Below are 14064 nucleotides of genomic sequence, written 5' to 3' on the forward strand. Positions count from 1 at the left end.
ACCTAGGTATCGATGCCCGCCGCCCGCTCACCGCGACCCAGATCGCCACGACCGCGGCGTGGCGCACCCGCGACGAAGAGCTCGCCACGGCCACCGCCCGTGGTGAAGCGATCCGGCTCGCCAAACGCGTCGCCGTCCTCGACGGCGAGCTCAAGGAGATCACCACGCGGATCACGGACCTGGTCCGGCAGAGCCCCGCCGGTGGCCTGCTCAACCAGCCCGGCATCGGCCCAGTCACCGCCGCCGTCGCGCTGACCGCGTGGTCACACCTGGGCCGCATTCGATCCGAGTCCGCGTTCGCCAGCCTCGCTGGAACCAGCCCCATCCCCGCGTCATCGGGCAACACCGTCCGGCACCGGATCAACCGGGGTGGCGACCGGCGCCTCAACCGAGCACTCCACATGGCCGTCGTCACCCGCATGCGAATGGACCCGCGAACCCGCGCCTACGTCGAGCGCCGTACCGCCGAAGGGCGCACCCTCCGGGAGATCCGTCGCTGCCTCAAGCGCTACCTCGCCCGCGACATCTACCGCCGCCTCAACACCGCCGCTCAGAATGAGCTCACCGGGGCTTGACAGACATAGGAGATTCAACGGATTGATGGAACACCTCCGCGGCACCGCCAGAGGCTTCCGCAACCTCACCAACTACATCGCCCGCTGCCTACTCGACGCCGGCGGCTTCAGACCCCTCATCCACTCTCTTCTGTGAAGAGCCACTTAAGGGTGGTCGCCCGGCGCCTGGTCCTTCCCTCACGGGTGCACGACTGGGCAATTGCTCGGGAATAACCCTGAAACAACCATGGTTGAGTCAGGTGTACTCAACTTTGACTTGAGCCTGATCCGCGCAGGCACTACGGTTGAGTCCGTCAGACGCAAGCAGGCCGGGTGGGAGATCCTGGTCGCGCATCCCAAACCATCTGGAGGAACACCATGGCACGTGCAGTCGGCATTGACCTCGGCACCACCAACTCTGTTGTCGCCGTCCTCGAGGGCGGCGAACCCACTGTCATCCCCAACGCCGAGGGCGCCCGCACCACGCCGTCGGTCGTCGCTTTTGCCAAGGGTGGCGAAGTCCTGGTCGGCGAGGTCGCCAAGCGCCAGGCCGTCACCAACGTTGACCGCACCGTCCGCTCGGTCAAGCGCCACATGGGCACCGACTGGTCGATCTCGATCGACGAGAAGGACTACAAGCCCCAGCAGATCAGCGCCTTCGTCCTGCAGAAGCTGAAGCGCGACGCCGAGGCATACCTGGGTGAGTCGGTCACCAACGCCGTGATCACCGTCCCGGCCTACTTCTCCGACGCCGAGCGCCAGGCCACCAAGGAGGCCGGTGAGATCGCCGGCCTGACCGTCGACCGCATCATCAACGAGCCGACCGCTGCTGCCCTGGCCTACGGCCTCGACAAGGAGACCGAGCAGACCATCCTCGTCTTCGACCTCGGTGGTGGCACCTTCGACGTGTCGCTGCTCGAGATCAGCGACGGCGTCTTCGAGGTGAAGGCCACCAAGGGTGACAACCGCCTCGGTGGTGACGACTGGGACGCCAAGGTCGTCGACTGGCTGGTGACCCAGTTCAAGAACAAGAACGGTGTCGACCTGTCCAAGGACAAGATGGCCAGCCAGCGTCTGCGCGACGCTGCCGAGGCCGCCAAGATCGAGCTGTCCAGCGCCCAGAAGACCACGATCAACATCCCCTACATCACCGCTTCGGCCGAGGGCCCGCTGCACCTCAACGAGGACCTGACCCGCGCCGACTTCCAGCGCATGACCCAGGACCTGCTCGACCGCTGCCGCGCCCCGTTCAACTCGGTGCTCGACGACGCCAAGACCTCGGTCGACAAGGTCGACCAGGTGATCATGGTCGGTGGTTCGACCCGTATGCCCGCCGTCACCGACCTGGTGAAGGAGCTGTCGGGCAAGGAGCCCCACAAGGGCGTCAACCCGGACGAGGTCGTCGCGCTGGGCGCCTCGCTGCAGGCCGGCGTGCTGAAGGGTGAGGTCAAGGACGTCCTGCTGCTGGACGTGACCCCGCTGAGCCTCGGCATCGAGACCAAGGGTGGCGTGATGACCAAGATCATCGAGCGCAACACCACCATCCCGACCAAGCGTTCCGAGGTGTTCACCACCGCTGAGGACAACCAGCCCGCGGTGATGATCCAGGTCTACCAGGGTGAGCGTGACTTCGCCCGCGACAACAAGTCGCTCGGCAACTTCGAGCTCACCGGTCTGATGCCGGCCCCCCGCGGCCTGCCCCAGATCGAGGTCACCTTCGACATCGACGCCAACGGCATCGTCCACGTCTCGGCGAAGGACATGGCCACCGGCAAGGAGCAGTCGATGACCGTCACCGGTGGTTCGGCCCTGAACAAGGACGACATCGAGCGCATGGTCAAGGAGGCCGAGTCGCACGCCGAGGAGGACCGCAAGCGTCGCGAGGCCGTCGAGATGCGCAACGATGCCGACGCCCTGGCGTTCCGCACCGAGAAGCTGCTCACCGAGAACGCCGATTCGATCCCGGCCGACGTCAAGACCCCGGTCGACGAGGCCCTCGCCGCGCTGAAGGAGGCCCTGAAGGGCACCGACAACGACGACGAGGTCAAGGCCGCCATGGACGACCTGAACACCAAGGCCTCGGCCATGGGCCAGGCCATCTACGCCGCCCAGGCTGCCCAGCAGCAGACCTCCGGCTCGGACGACTCCGAGGCCGGCGCTGCCGAGGGGGAGGCCACCTCGACCGAGTCGTCCGACGATGACGTGGTTGACGCCGAGATCGTCGACGAGGACAAGCAGGACTGATCGAACCCGGGCCGATGGCCCGCGGCACCAGTTCAATGGGGGCCAGCCATCCAGCGGAGGCTGGCCCCCCCGTCCACGCCCCATCTGATCGAAGGAGCCCCATGAGCAACCAGACTTTCCCCGAGGGCCAGGCCCCCGACAACCCGACCGACAACCCGGCCCCCGAGAACCTCACCCCCGACGCCGACGTGTCGACCGAGGAACCGGCAGCCGGTCCCGTCATCGACGCGGAAGCCCCCGAGGCCCCGGCCGAGTCGTCCCCCGAGGACCGCATCGCCGAACTCGAGTCGCAACTCGCCGAACGCACCACCGACCTGCAGCGCCTCGGCGCTGAGTACGTGAACTACAAGAAGCGTGTCGACCGTGACCGTGACCAGGCCCGCCAGGCCGGCGTCGAGTCAGTCGTCCAGGACCTGCTGCCGGTGCTCGACAGCATCGCCCTGGCCCGCCAGCACGACGACATCACCCAGGGCTTCCAGATGGTCGCCGACGAACTGTCCCGGGTCACCAGCAAGCACGGGCTGGTCTCGTTCGGTGAGGTCGGCGAGGCGTTCGACCCCAACTTCCACGAGGCCCTGATGCAGGCCCCCCTGGCTGATGGCAGCGAGGTCGACGAAACCACGATTTCGCAGGTCATCCAGACCGGCTACCGTCTCAACGACCGGGTGGTTCGTCCCGCCCGGGTGGCCGTCGCCAACCCGGCCTGAGACATCACCACCACCACTCGTCCGACTGAAGGAGGCGAACCATGAGCACCAAGGATTGGCTTGAGAAGGACTACTACAAGGTGCTGGGCGTCTCCAAGGACGCCAAGCCCGAAGAGATCAAGAAGGCCTTCCGCAAGCTCGCCCGCGAGAACCACCCGGACCAGAACCCCGGGGACAAGGCGGCCGAGAAGCGCTTCAAGGAGATCTCGGAGGCGAACACGATTCTGAGCGACCCGGCCAAGCGCAAGGAGTACGACCAGCAGCGCACCCTGTTCGGGGGCGGCGGCGGATTCCGCTTCCCCGGGGCCGGTGGCACCGGGGCGTCCGGGTCGACCAGCGTGAACGACCTGTTCCGTCACGCTGCCTCGTCCGGCGAGGGCAACTTCGGCGACATCTTCGGCAACCTGTTCAACACCGGGCCCGCCCCTCGACGCAGCGGTCGCAGCCCCCGCCGCGGCTCCGACGTCGAGGGTGAGGTCACGATCGATTTCACCGAGGCGATCGAGGGTGTCACCGTCGGTGTGCAGATGGTTTCTGACGAGGCCTGTGCCGCCTGCCGGGGTACCGGCGCCAAGGCCGGGACGATGCCGAAGGTCTGCACCACCTGCCAGGGTTCCGGCATGCAGGCCTCCCAGGCCGGTGGGGTGTTCTCGGTCACCGAGCCCTGCAAGGACTGCAAGGGTCGCGGCATGATCGTCGAGGACCCCTGCGAGGTTTGCCACGGCTCCGGCCGGGGGCGCTCGTCGAAGACCATGCAGGTGCGCATCCCCGCCGGGGTGACCGATGGGCAGCGCATCCGCGTCAAGGGCAAGGGCGGGCCCGGTGAGAACGGTGGGGCTGCCGGCGACCTCTACGTGCTGGTGAACGTTCGTCCGCACAAGATCTTCGGCCGCAAGGACAACAACCTCACCCTCGAGGTGCCGGTCACCTTCGCCGAGGCATCCCTGGGTGCCACCATCGAGGTGCCCACGCTCAACGGACCGGCCGTGAAGCTGAAGCTGCCCCCCGGCACGCCCAACGGACGAACGCTGCGTGTGCGCGGCAAGGGGGCTCCCAAAGCCAACGGTGCCCGCGGTGACCTGCTGGTCACCGTCCAGGTCGCCGTCCCGGAGAACCTGAGCGACGAGGCCAAGAAGGCGCTGGACGACTACGCCCGCGCGGTCGGTGAGAGCAACCCGCGCGCCGACCTGTTCCGGAGCTGATCATGAGTTCCCAGGTGTCGATCATCGACCAGGACGCCGCCATCTTCACCATTTCGGTGGCGGCGAACCTGGCCGGCATGCACCCCCAGACGCTGCGCACCTACGACCGGCTCGGGCTGGTTGAACCGCGTCGCGCGAAGGGTCGTGGACGACGCTATTCCCGACGTGACGTGGCCAAGCTGCGGCTCATCCAGCGGCTGAGTCAGGACGAGGGCATCAACCTCAACGGCATCCAGCGGATCCTGGACATGGACGCCGAGAACGAACGTCTGCGCCGACAACTGGCGCGGGTCACCGAACAGCGTGACGAGGCGCTGGCGCGGGCCAGCCAGGCGCGGGTGTTCACCGCCGAGACCTCGGGTGCCGTGCACCTGGGCCGGGTGCGCCGCCGCCAACTGGCCCTGCCCGGCCGCAGCTGAGCGGATCCCCCCTGACGGGTGGGAAACCGCCGTGGAACTTCCCCCGCGGCCTGCCCAACGCTGAGATCGCCGGTGAGCTGATCGTCAGCACCGAGACTGTGGGCAGTCCCGGGTCAGTCGGACAAGGCCGTGATGAGGTGCGCCGCTTCGGACATGAGCGATAACAGCGAGCCGTAGTTGGCATTGCCCAGATCTGCCTGTGCTCGATCGATGCTGGCCAGTGCGCGGCGCGCGTCGGCGTCGTCGATCCCAGTCAGGCTGGTCCGGGCCTGCATGAGCCGGTCCTCGTTCACAGTGAGGTTGTCCCGCATGCGCTGCGCCTGCTGCATGATCGCACGGGTGTGCGCCAGCACGGTGGGCACATCAGCACCGCCGCTCACTGCAGTGGCTCCGGGTCGGGCACTTCGACGGTGATGTCCACGCTGTGGGCCTGGGCGAGCGCCTGGGCCATGAATGACTCCGCACGGTTCAGGGCCGCGAGGCACCCCTCCAACTGTCTGGCCAACCGTTGCCCGGCATCGATTCCTCCCGCCACAGCATGCACCTGGTCAAGGAGCTCCTTGCTCTTCTGCGCCAGTGCGTTGCAGTCGGCCATGGCGAATGAGACCCACCCGACAAACTAATTCACCTTGCCCTTGCGGACCTGGCCGTTCATGGTGTTCTGCTTCAGCCTGGCCACGCTGGTCGTGGTCCTGGTGTACCCGATCGAACTCGCCGGGTGGGAGCAGGGACGCCAGTTCATCTGGTCGTTCCTGTTCTGGGTGCCCATGGCCGGGGTGATCCTCAGCTTCTTCCACTGGCCACTGGTGCTGACGCCTGGCTGGTACAAGAACTGGGCCCGCCATCCCGAGCAGCCCCCGTGGTCCAACGAGGAGGTCATCCAGGTGCTGCGTGACAGGGCGCCCGGCAAGAAGCGCGATCGCATCATCAAGGACATGGGGTGGGCCGGCAGTCCCGCTGAGCCGGGCCGACGTTCCAGCGGTGGCAAACCGTTCGAGTACCAACGGTTTGCCGCCGCTGTGTGGTGCTGCAGCGATCAGGCGGGGCGGTGGTACCCGTAGAGGTCGGTCTGCCGCTCGTTGACCCAGATCGGCTCCCCGCCGTCGGGGTCGGCGACCAGCACTGTTCGCCCGTAGGACTCATCGACCAGCGAGGCATCCAGCCTCGCGTCACGCAGGCGGGCATGCAGGTCTTCGGCATCACCGTCGTACTGGAAGCCGAGCACCACCCCGGAGGTCGTCCCGCCGTGGGCGGCGAGCAGGCCGCCGTTCTTCGCGGTGAACTGGTGCCAGCCGCCCTGGTCGGCGGAAATGTCGGGGCGGGCCCCGATGTGGCGCAGGGTGGCGGCCACCTCGTCGGTCTGCGGCGAGTACCACAGCCCGAGCACGTGCAGCAGGGGGTCAGCGCCCTCGGTCAGGGGCGGACGAGTGGCTGCGGTCGCGGTGAGCGTGACCCCGTCCGGTCCGGTGATCGTGGCGGTCGGCCCGTGGCCCTCCTGGGTGATGACCGTTTCGGTGCCGGCCTCGCGGGTGCGGCGGGCGAACTCGTCGAGGTCACCCACTTCGACGCAGAGCCGGGTCGTCCCCGCGGGGCGTTCGTGGTCAGGGGAGTGCAGGCGGAGGCCGCCGGAATGGGAGTCGAACTCCCACCAGCCGTCCTCGGTGACCGCCTTGGTCATGCCGAGGTGCGAGAGCAGTCGCTCCCAGGCCTCGAAGTTGTCGGTGAATCGGATCGGGGTGGTGCGCAGCATCATCGCTCCTGGGAGTTGAGGTAGTCGGTCAGGATCGTGGCGACGAAGGCCGACAGCGAGGTGTCGGCATCGACGGCGGCGTGCTTGACCTCGCGGACGAGGCTGGCCGGCAGGTAGACGTTGAACTGGACCTTGCGGTCCGGGTCGGGGGCGGAGGTCTCGGGTTCCCGGTCTGCTGTCATGCACGCATGCTAGCAGGCTAGGACAAGGGTTTGTGTGCAACAGGAACAACGCAGACAAACGGGTGCGGGGTGCCCATCATGGGGCGGTGGGTGCCCCCCATGGGGGAGCCTGGCACCCCGCTGGGGGCGCCGCCCGGGGAACTCAGCGAGTGACGTCGGCGCCGGCGGACTGCTCCCGGGCCAGCAGTTCGGCGCGGAAGGGCAGGCCCTCCCAGTCGCCGGAATGGCGCACGGCCGCGCCGCCCATCAGGTTGCCGCGTCGCAGCCGGTCGGCCGGCTCAAGGCCGTCGAGCAGCCCCGACACGTAGCCAGCGGTGAAGGCGTCCCCGGCGCCGACGGGGTCGACCACCGCCAGGGGTTCGGTCAGTCCGTCCACGACCCGCCCGGGCAGGTGGGTGCGGGCACCGTGGGCGCCGAGCTTCACCACGACCTCGCCGACCCCGCGGGCGAGCAGGCCGTCGATGCTGAGGCCGAGCAGGTCGACCTCGTCCGGTGAACCCACCAGCACGTCGACGTGGTCGAGCACCTCGGTCAGGCACTGCCGGGCCTGTTCGGCCGACCACAACTTCGACCGGTGGTTCACGTCCAGCACAACCAGGGCGCCCAGTTCACGGGCTCGGCGGGCGCAGGCCAGGGTGGCGGCTGCGGGCCGGGGGCCCAGGGCGGGGGTGATGCCCGAGAGCACCGCCACCTCGGGAGTGGTGGCCTCCAGCGCGGCGACCATCGACTCGTCCATCACCGAGGCTGCCGAACCGGCCCGGTGGTAGTCCACTGCGGCTCCGAAGGCGCCGGGGGCCAGCAACATGAACCCGGTCGGGTGGTCGGGGTCGACCGCCACCCCTGACACGTCGACTCCCTCGCCGCGCACCTGCCGCACGACCAGTCGTCCGTAGTCATCGTCACCGACCCGGCTGGCCCACGCCACGCTGTGGCCCAGGCGCGCCAACCCGATGGCGACATTGGACTCGGCGCCGGCGACATGGGTGGTCCAGGTGGTCGTCGGGCCGAGGGCCGATGATGCCCTCAGGCTCATCATCGGCTCGCCCATCGTCCAGACCTGGGCGCCGGTTGCAGTGCTCATGCCCGACAGGCCTCCACGAACTGACGGGCCCGCACGGCCAACTCGTCGAGCGAGCCGCCGCGGGCGGCGTCGCCGACCAGCGGCCCGCCGATGCCGAAGCCGACGGCCCCGACCTCACGGAAGGCGGGGATCTCGGCCAGGCCGACCCCGCCGACCGCCGTCAGGGGCACATGCGGCAGGGGGTCACGCAGGGCCTTGAAGTGGCTCACCCCGCCCGAGCTGGCCGGGAAGATCTTCACGGCGGTGGCGCCGTCGGCGACCGCGGCGATGACCTCCGAGGCGGTCCAGGCGCCGGCCAGGGTGGGGAGGCCGGCCGCGCTCGCCTCGGCGACCGCGGGGCAGACGCCGGGGGTGACCGCGAACCTGGCCCCGGCCCCCCGGGCCCGCTCCACGTCGTCAGCGGTGATGACGGTGCCCGCCCCGACCCAGATGCCCTCGGGGGCCTCGGCTGACAGGGTGGTGATGGCCTCCAGGGCGTCCGGGGTAGTCAGGGTGACCTCCAGCAGTCGCACCCCGTTGGCGACCAGGGTGCGCCCGATCGGCAGCGCGAGGCCGGCGTCCTTGCAGCGGATGATCGCCACCAGCCCGGTCTCGAACAGGGTGTCGCGGAACTGGTCAGGGGTGTGGTCGTTCATGATCACCATTCTGCGAAGGAGCCGTCGGGGTGCGACCAGATGGGCCCCCGCCACTCGTGCGGGGTCTCGGCTGCCTTGCGGATCGCGGCTTCGTCCAGCTCGATGCCGAGCCCCGGTGCGTCCCACTTGGCGATGTGGCCCTCGGACGAGGTCAACGGTGCCTGGTCGAGCAGCAGGTCGAGCAGGTCGCCGGTCTGGTTGTAGTGGATGCCCAGGCTCTGCTCCTGGATGACGTGGTTGCTGGTGGCGAAGGCCACCTGCAGGCAGGCGGCCAGCGCGATCGGCCCGAGCGGGCAGTGCGGGGCCAGCAGCGCACCGTGGGCCTCGGCCAGGGAGGCGATCTTGCGGGTCTCGGTGATGCCGCCGGCGTGGGACAGGTCGGGCTGCACCACGGCGACGCCGGATGCGAGCACCGGCAGGAACTCCTGGCGGCTGTAGAGCCGCTCACCGGTGGCGATCGGCAGGTGGGTGTGGGCGACCAGGTCGGCGTACAGGTGGCTGTTCTCCGGGACGACCGGCTCCTCGATGAACATCGGGTTGACGTCCTCGAGGCGCTTGATCAACTGCCGGGCGGCCGGCAGCGAGACGCGGCCGTGGAAGTCCAGCGCGACGCCCCCGTCCGGACCCATCACCTCACGGGCCGCCTCGGCGCGGGCCACGGCGGCGTCCAGTTCAGCGACACTGGCGAGCTTGCCCAGCGCGGGGGTGGCGTTCATCTTGACCGCGGTCAGCCCCGACTCCGTGGCCGCGGTGGCGGCCTCGGTGACACCGCCGGGTTCGTCCCCGCCGATCCAGCCGTAGACCCGCACCCGGTCGCGCACCGCCCCGCCGAGCAGCTGGTGCACTGGGGCGCCGAGGCGCTTGCCGAGGATGTCCCACAGGGCCTGGTCGATGCCCGAGACCGCGCTGGCCAGGATCGGCCCGCCCCGGTAGAACGAGGCGTTGGTCATCAGCTGCCACAGGTGTTCGATGCGGCCCGGGTCCTGCCCGCTCGCGATCTCGGCCAGCTGGCCGACCGCGGTCTGCACGGTCTCCGATCGTCCCTCGCAGGTCGCCTCGCCCCAGCCGACCAGCCCGTCGCTGGTTTCGACGCGGACGAACAGCCAGCGCGGCGCGACGAGGAAGGTTTCCACGCGCGAAATGGTGTCGGTCACGGGATCAACCCTTCGTGGCGCCGGCGGTCAGGCCGCTGACGATGTACTTCTGGACGAACAGCGAGCCGATCATGATCGGCAGGGTGACCACGGTGGTGGCCGCCATCAGGCCGCCCCAGTCGATGCTGGCGTACCCGATGAAGTCGAAGATGGCCACCGGCAGGGTCTTGGTGTTGGTGTCGGACAGCACCAGCGCGAACATGAAGTTGTTCCAGCTGAAGATGAACGCCAGGATCGCGGCCGTGGCCATGCCGGGGCTGGACAGCGGCAGGGTGAGGTGCCAGAAGGCGCCGATCGGGGTCAGCCCGTCGACCTCACCGGACTCCTCGATCTCGGTCGGCAGGCCGTCGAAGAAGCCCATCATGATGTAGACGATCAGCGGCAGCGAGACGAACATGTGCGACAGGATCAGCACCGAGTAGCCGCCGACCAGGCCGATCAGGCTGAACACGTAGTACCAGGGCACCAGCAGCGAGACGCCGGGGATGATGCGGGCCATCAGCACCACGATCGACGACTTGTTCATGGTGAACCGGCTCATCGAGTAGGCGGCGGGCACACCGATCAGCAGCGACAGCGCCGTCGAGGCGAAGGCGATGATGAAGCTGTTCCAGATGAAGTCGCCGTAGTTCGCCTGCTCGAAGACGTTGCGGTAATTGTCGAGGGTGGGGGAGAACGCGAAGATGTTCTCGGTGTCGAAGATCTGGACGGTGGTCTTGAACGAGGCGATCACCATCCAGACCAGTGGGGCCAGCAGGAAGAAGATGATGGCGATCAGCGCGATGACGCGGAAGACTTTGTAGCCGGTCGACGTCATGTCAGGCCCCCTTCTTGTTGCCGCGGGTCAGCGCGAACATCAGGATCACGATCAGCAGGAAGAAGAAGATCAACACCGCCGAGGCCAGGCCGTACTCGTTGTAGTCGAAGCTCAGGCCGTAGGCGTAGACGTTCAGGGTCTCGACCTCGTTGAACGAACCACCGCCGCGTCCCTTGGTGGCGTACAGGATGTCGAAGGTCTTCAGGGCGTCGATGCCGCGCAGCAGGATGGCGACGATCACCGTCGAGCGCATCAGCGGCAGCGTGATGAACCAGAAGCGCTTCCAGGTGCTCGCACCGTCGATCTGGGCGGCTTCGTCGGGTTCGTCCGACAGGGACGACAGGCCGGCCAGCAGGATCAGGGCGACCATCGGGGTCCACTGCCAGATGTCGATGAACATGGTGGTCCACAGCGCGGTGGACTCACCGGCCAGCCAGGGCTGGGGTGGGATGCCGACCCAGCCGAGCATGGTATTGACCACGCCGATGTTGGGGTCGAAGATCAGTCGCCACATCATGCCGACGGCGACGGGGGTGGCGACCAGGGGCAGCAGCACCGCGACACGCACCCAGCGTTCTCCGCGGAAGGGTCGGCGCAGCAGCAGCGCGATGATCATGCCGAGGATGACCTCGACGACCAGCACCACGGTGGTGAACAGGACGGTGCGCCCGACGGCCGGCCAGAACCGGTCGGTGTCGGTGAGCATGTCGGTGTAGTTCTCGATGCCGATGAAGTTGCGGTCGGCCTGCACCGAGCCCTTGGCGTCGGTGAAGCTCAGGTAGCCGGTCCACACCAGCGGGAAGATGATCATCATGGCCACGAACAGCATCGCGGGGGCCGCGAAGACCCACTTGCGGTGGTCGTTGACCCATTGCGCCCACTTGGAGGTGGTGCGCACCGAGTAGGTGTGTTCGCGTGTGGCGAGGTCATTCGACATTGGGTGCCTCGGTATTCGGGTGGGATCCGTGGGGCGGGGCGGGGGATACCCAGCAATCTAGCGATGGGGGGACAGGGCCGGGCCACGGAGCAGAAGTTGCCCCGTGGCCACGCCCTGTATGCAGGGGGTTATCCCCCGCAGACAACTCAGTTCTCGTCGTCGAGGAAGGCCTGCAGGTCGGTCTGGGCCTTCTCGATCGAGGCAGCCTGGTCCTTGCCGGTGATGCCGTCGACGATGGGCTGGCCGACGATCTCGCGGGCCTTGGCGACCTGGATGACCAGCGGGCGGTCGTGGCCGACACCCTCCTTGGCGTTCTCGTTGATCGAGGCAGCCAGGTCCTCCGGGAAGCCCGAGGTGCCCTCGGCGTCCTCCCAGGCAGAGTTGCGGGCCGACATCAGGCCGCCCTTCTGCATCTCGAGGGTCTTGGCCTTCGAGGTGGCCCAGGCGATGAACTTCCAGGCGTTGTCCTGGTTGCCCGACTTGGCATTGATGGCCAGGCCCCACGACGGGATGTTGAAGGGGCGCCGGCCCGCCGGGCCCGACGGGAAGGGTGCGAAGCCGACGGTGTCGGCGACCTTCGACTTCGAGGCGTCGGTGGCGTTGGTGTAGAGCACGTCGGCCTCGGTGTAGAAGGCGGCGTTGCCCTGCGTGAAGATGGCCATCGCCTCGGGCCAGCTCATGTCGGTCGACACGTTCGAGGGGCCGGTCTCGCGGATCAGCTTGGCGTACATGTCGTAGGCCTGCTTGGCCTCGGGGGTGTTCACCGTGGCGGTGGTGCCCTCCTCGTTGTGGAAGTCGCCACCGTAGCTGTACAGGTAGCTCGAGAACTGGGTCACCGCGGCGCTGCGGCCGGTGCGGGCGACGAAGCCGGCCTGGCCGGTGGCCTGCTTGGCCTTCTGGGCCATCTCGAACAGCTCGTCGATGGTGTCCGGCGGGGCCGAGGCGCCGATCTGCTCAAGGATGTCCTTGCGGTAGTAGAGGCACTCGCGCTCGGTGGTCAGCGGCACGCCGACGACCTTGTCCTCGTAGGAGGAGGCGCTGACCGGGCCCGGCTGGTAGTCATCCCAGCCGTACTCGGAGTCCTCGCTGACCTTGCTGGTCAGGTCCATCAGCCAGCCGTTGCGGGCGAACAGCTTGCCCTCCTGCAGGGGGCGGTACATCAGGACGTCGAGGTCGCTGCTGCCGGAGTTGAGCTTCACGTTGTACTGGTCGGAGAGCTGGTCCTCGCCGAGCTGGGTGAGCTTGACGGTCAGGCCGGACTCGGACTCGAACTCGGGGATCAGTGCCTTGATGGCTTCGGTCCAGGGGTGGTTGGCGAGGGTGACCTGGAGTTCGGTGGAGCTGGCGCCCGAGTCGGACCCGCAGGCAGCGAGCCCGGCGACTGCAGCAGCGCCGGCGGGGATGGTCAGGACAGTTCTACGCTTCACAGAAAAATTCCTCCGTGTGGCCCTGCGCTGCAGGGGTTGGGCATCGTTGCCTCAGGGATAGACTCTCGATTAAGTCAGACTTATTCAAGACCTTTCAGGGGGTGAGATGCAGAATCGTGACCTTCCCGCCGGTGGCACCGCGGCCCCGGAGGTGGTCCGGATGCCGCACGACCACCCGTTGCGCCGGTTCATCCCGGAGCCCGAGGCCACCAGCACGTTCAAGAACGACGTGGTCGACGTGCTGGGCCAGGGCATCTGCAGCGGCGAGATGCCGCCCGGCCACGTCCTCAACATGGACGAACTCGCCACGCGGTTCGGGGTCTCGCGCCCCGTCGTCCGGGAAGCCTGTGGGGTGCTCAGCAGCCTCGGCCTGGTCGTCTCACGGCGCCGCGCAGGCACCGTCGTCCAGCCCCAGGACCAGTGGGAGCTGTTCAACAGCGAGGTGATCCGCTGGCGGCTCAACTCCCCGGGCCGGGCGAGCCAGATCCGGGAACTGTCGGAACTGCGCTCGTCCGTGGAACCGGACGCGGCCGTCCTGGCCGCCGAGCGCGCCACGCTCGGGGAGCGCGCCGAGATCACCACCCTGATAAACGAACTGCTCGCCGCCGGTGCCGCCCGCGACATCCCCGCCTTCCACAGCGCCGACAAGCGCTTCCATGCCGCGGTGATGACCTCGGGGCACAACGCCATGTTCGCCCACCTGCACCACTTCGTCGAAGGCACCCTCGAGAGCCGTTACCGGCAGGGGCTGATGCCGGACGAGATCGACCCGCTGGCGCTGGTCTGGCACCGTGAGCTCGGCGAGGCGGTCGTCGCCGGTGACGCGCAGGCTGCCCGGGCGGCGGCGCTCAACATCGTCACCCGCTCGGCCGAGGAGATGATTGAGCTGTCCCAGCTGCCCGTCACCCGGCCCATCCCTCGGCGCACCCGTGGAGCGGTCCCGGCACAGGGCTAG

At 68.2% G+C, this 14064-nt stretch carries 17 protein-coding genes; 7 read left to right on the forward strand and 10 right to left on the reverse strand.

The window, feature by feature from the left end; genetic code table 11:
• The 5 genes from ACQE3C_RS13855 to ACQE3C_RS13875 form a co-directional block, all read left to right on the forward strand.
• A partial coding sequence (locus tag ACQE3C_RS13855) for a transposase (RefSeq protein ID WP_434539652.1) occupies nt 1-575 on the forward strand: 575 nt, incomplete at its 5' end.
• A gap of 357 nt (nt 576-932) precedes the next feature.
• Nucleotides 933-2798, forward strand: coding sequence for a molecular chaperone DnaK (dnaK, locus tag ACQE3C_RS13860; RefSeq protein ID WP_434539737.1), 1866 nt, complete (start codon nt 933-935; stop codon nt 2796-2798).
• A 101-nt stretch (nt 2799-2899) separates the two neighbouring features.
• On the forward strand, nt 2900-3505 hold the full coding sequence (locus ACQE3C_RS13865; RefSeq protein WP_434539738.1) for a nucleotide exchange factor GrpE: 606 nt from the start codon (nt 2900-2902) through the stop codon (nt 3503-3505).
• Between the two features lie 41 nt (nt 3506-3546).
• Nucleotides 3547-4707: a molecular chaperone DnaJ gene (dnaJ, locus tag ACQE3C_RS13870; RefSeq protein WP_434539739.1), complete on the forward strand. Its 1161-nt coding sequence runs from the start codon at nt 3547-3549 to the stop codon at nt 4705-4707.
• Nucleotides 4708-4709: 2 nt separating this feature from the next.
• Nucleotides 4710-5126, forward strand: coding sequence for a heat shock protein transcriptional repressor HspR (locus ACQE3C_RS13875; RefSeq protein WP_434539740.1), 417 nt, complete (start codon nt 4710-4712; stop codon nt 5124-5126).
• 113 nt (nt 5127-5239) lie between these two features.
• Here the strand turns inward: ACQE3C_RS13875 and ACQE3C_RS13880 are convergent, their stop codons facing one another.
• Together ACQE3C_RS13880 and ACQE3C_RS13885 are read right to left on the reverse strand one after the other, a co-directional pair.
• Nucleotides 5240-5506, reverse strand: coding sequence for a hypothetical protein (locus ACQE3C_RS13880; RefSeq protein ID WP_434539741.1), 267 nt, complete (start codon nt 5504-5506; stop codon nt 5240-5242).
• On the reverse strand, nt 5503-5721 hold the full coding sequence (locus tag ACQE3C_RS13885; RefSeq protein WP_434539742.1) for a hypothetical protein: 219 nt from the start codon (nt 5719-5721) through the stop codon (nt 5503-5505). The genes ACQE3C_RS13880 and ACQE3C_RS13885 overlap by 4 nt, the downstream gene beginning before the upstream one ends.
• A gap of 34 nt (nt 5722-5755) precedes the next feature.
• Here ACQE3C_RS13885 and ACQE3C_RS13890 point away from each other — a divergent pair, with 34 nt between their 5' ends.
• Complete coding sequence (locus tag ACQE3C_RS13890; RefSeq protein ID WP_434539743.1) at nt 5756-6187, forward strand: hypothetical protein; 432 nt, start codon at nt 5756-5758, stop codon at nt 6185-6187.
• On the opposite strand, the gene ACQE3C_RS13895 is transcribed toward ACQE3C_RS13890, so the two are convergent.
• From ACQE3C_RS13895 to ACQE3C_RS13930, 8 genes are all read right to left on the reverse strand, one after another.
• A complete protein-coding gene (locus ACQE3C_RS13895) occupies nt 6163-6879 on the reverse strand; it encodes a VOC family protein (protein ID WP_434539744.1) in 717 nt (238 codons plus the stop codon). The genes ACQE3C_RS13890 and ACQE3C_RS13895 overlap by 25 nt on opposite strands.
• Entirely contained in the window at nt 6876-7058 is a 183-nt protein-coding gene (locus ACQE3C_RS13900; RefSeq protein ID WP_434539745.1) for a CopG family transcriptional regulator, read from the reverse strand. The genes ACQE3C_RS13895 and ACQE3C_RS13900 overlap by 4 nt, the downstream gene beginning before the upstream one ends.
• Nucleotides 7059-7200: 142 nt before the next feature.
• Nucleotides 7201-8139, reverse strand: coding sequence for a sugar kinase (locus tag ACQE3C_RS13905; RefSeq protein WP_434539746.1), 939 nt, complete (start codon nt 8137-8139; stop codon nt 7201-7203).
• Nucleotides 8136-8774 carry a bifunctional 4-hydroxy-2-oxoglutarate aldolase/2-dehydro-3-deoxy-phosphogluconate aldolase gene (locus ACQE3C_RS13910; RefSeq protein WP_434539747.1) on the reverse strand — a complete coding sequence of 213 codons (639 nt, stop codon included), beginning with the start codon at nt 8772-8774 and terminating at the stop codon, nt 8136-8138. The genes ACQE3C_RS13905 and ACQE3C_RS13910 overlap by 4 nt, the downstream gene beginning before the upstream one ends.
• Before the next feature lie 2 nt (nt 8775-8776).
• Nucleotides 8777-9928, reverse strand: a complete 1152-nt coding sequence (gene dgoD, locus ACQE3C_RS13915; RefSeq protein WP_434539748.1) for a galactonate dehydratase — start codon at nt 9926-9928, stop codon at nt 8777-8779.
• 4 nt (nt 9929-9932) lie between these two features.
• Nucleotides 9933-10745: a carbohydrate ABC transporter permease gene (locus ACQE3C_RS13920; RefSeq protein ID WP_434539749.1), complete on the reverse strand. Its 813-nt coding sequence runs from the start codon at nt 10743-10745 to the stop codon at nt 9933-9935.
• A 1-nt stretch (nt 10746) separates the two neighbouring features.
• Complete coding sequence (locus tag ACQE3C_RS13925; RefSeq protein ID WP_434539750.1) at nt 10747-11682, reverse strand: carbohydrate ABC transporter permease; 936 nt, start codon at nt 11680-11682, stop codon at nt 10747-10749.
• Nucleotides 11683-11828: 146 nt separating this feature from the next.
• On the reverse strand, nt 11829-13109 hold the full coding sequence (locus tag ACQE3C_RS13930) for an ABC transporter substrate-binding protein (protein WP_434539751.1): 1281 nt from the start codon (nt 13107-13109) through the stop codon (nt 11829-11831).
• Nucleotides 13110-13215: 106 nt separating this feature from the next.
• On the opposite strand from ACQE3C_RS13930, the gene ACQE3C_RS13935 reads away from it, so the two are divergent.
• A complete protein-coding gene (locus tag ACQE3C_RS13935) occupies nt 13216-14064 on the forward strand; it encodes a FadR/GntR family transcriptional regulator (RefSeq protein WP_434539752.1) in 849 nt (282 codons plus the stop codon).

The organism is Aestuariimicrobium sp. Y1814 (assembly GCF_050113895.1).
Lineage (GTDB): Bacteria > Actinomycetota > Actinomycetes > Propionibacteriales > Propionibacteriaceae > Aestuariimicrobium.

Coding starts and splice junctions, on each gene's coding strand:
- dnaK (WP_434539737.1), top strand. CDS start 933: ATGGCACGTGCAGTCGGCATTGACCTCGGCACCACCAACTCTGTTGTC.
- ACQE3C_RS13865 (WP_434539738.1), top strand. CDS start 2,900: ATGAGCAACCAGACTTTCCCCGAGGGCCAGGCCCCCGACAACCCGACC.
- dnaJ (WP_434539739.1), top strand. CDS start 3,547: ATGAGCACCAAGGATTGGCTTGAGAAGGACTACTACAAGGTGCTGGGC.
- ACQE3C_RS13875 (WP_434539740.1), top strand. CDS start 4,710: ATGAGTTCCCAGGTGTCGATCATCGACCAGGACGCCGCCATCTTCACC.
- ACQE3C_RS13885 (WP_434539742.1), bottom strand. CDS start 5,721: ATGGCCGACTGCAACGCACTGGCGCAGAAGAGCAAGGAGCTCCTTGAC.
- ACQE3C_RS13895 (WP_434539744.1), bottom strand. CDS start 6,879: ATGATGCTGCGCACCACCCCGATCCGATTCACCGACAACTTCGAGGCC.
- ACQE3C_RS13900 (WP_434539745.1), bottom strand. CDS start 7,058: ATGACAGCAGACCGGGAACCCGAGACCTCCGCCCCCGACCCGGACCGC.
- ACQE3C_RS13905 (WP_434539746.1), bottom strand. CDS start 8,139: ATGAGCACTGCAACCGGCGCCCAGGTCTGGACGATGGGCGAGCCGATG.
- ACQE3C_RS13910 (WP_434539747.1), bottom strand. CDS start 8,774: ATGAACGACCACACCCCTGACCAGTTCCGCGACACCCTGTTCGAGACC.
- ACQE3C_RS13920 (WP_434539749.1), bottom strand. CDS start 10,745: ATGACGTCGACCGGCTACAAAGTCTTCCGCGTCATCGCGCTGATCGCC.
- ACQE3C_RS13925 (WP_434539750.1), bottom strand. CDS start 11,682: ATGTCGAATGACCTCGCCACACGCGAACACACCTACTCGGTGCGCACC.
- ACQE3C_RS13935 (WP_434539752.1), top strand. CDS start 13,216: ATGCAGAATCGTGACCTTCCCGCCGGTGGCACCGCGGCCCCGGAGGTG.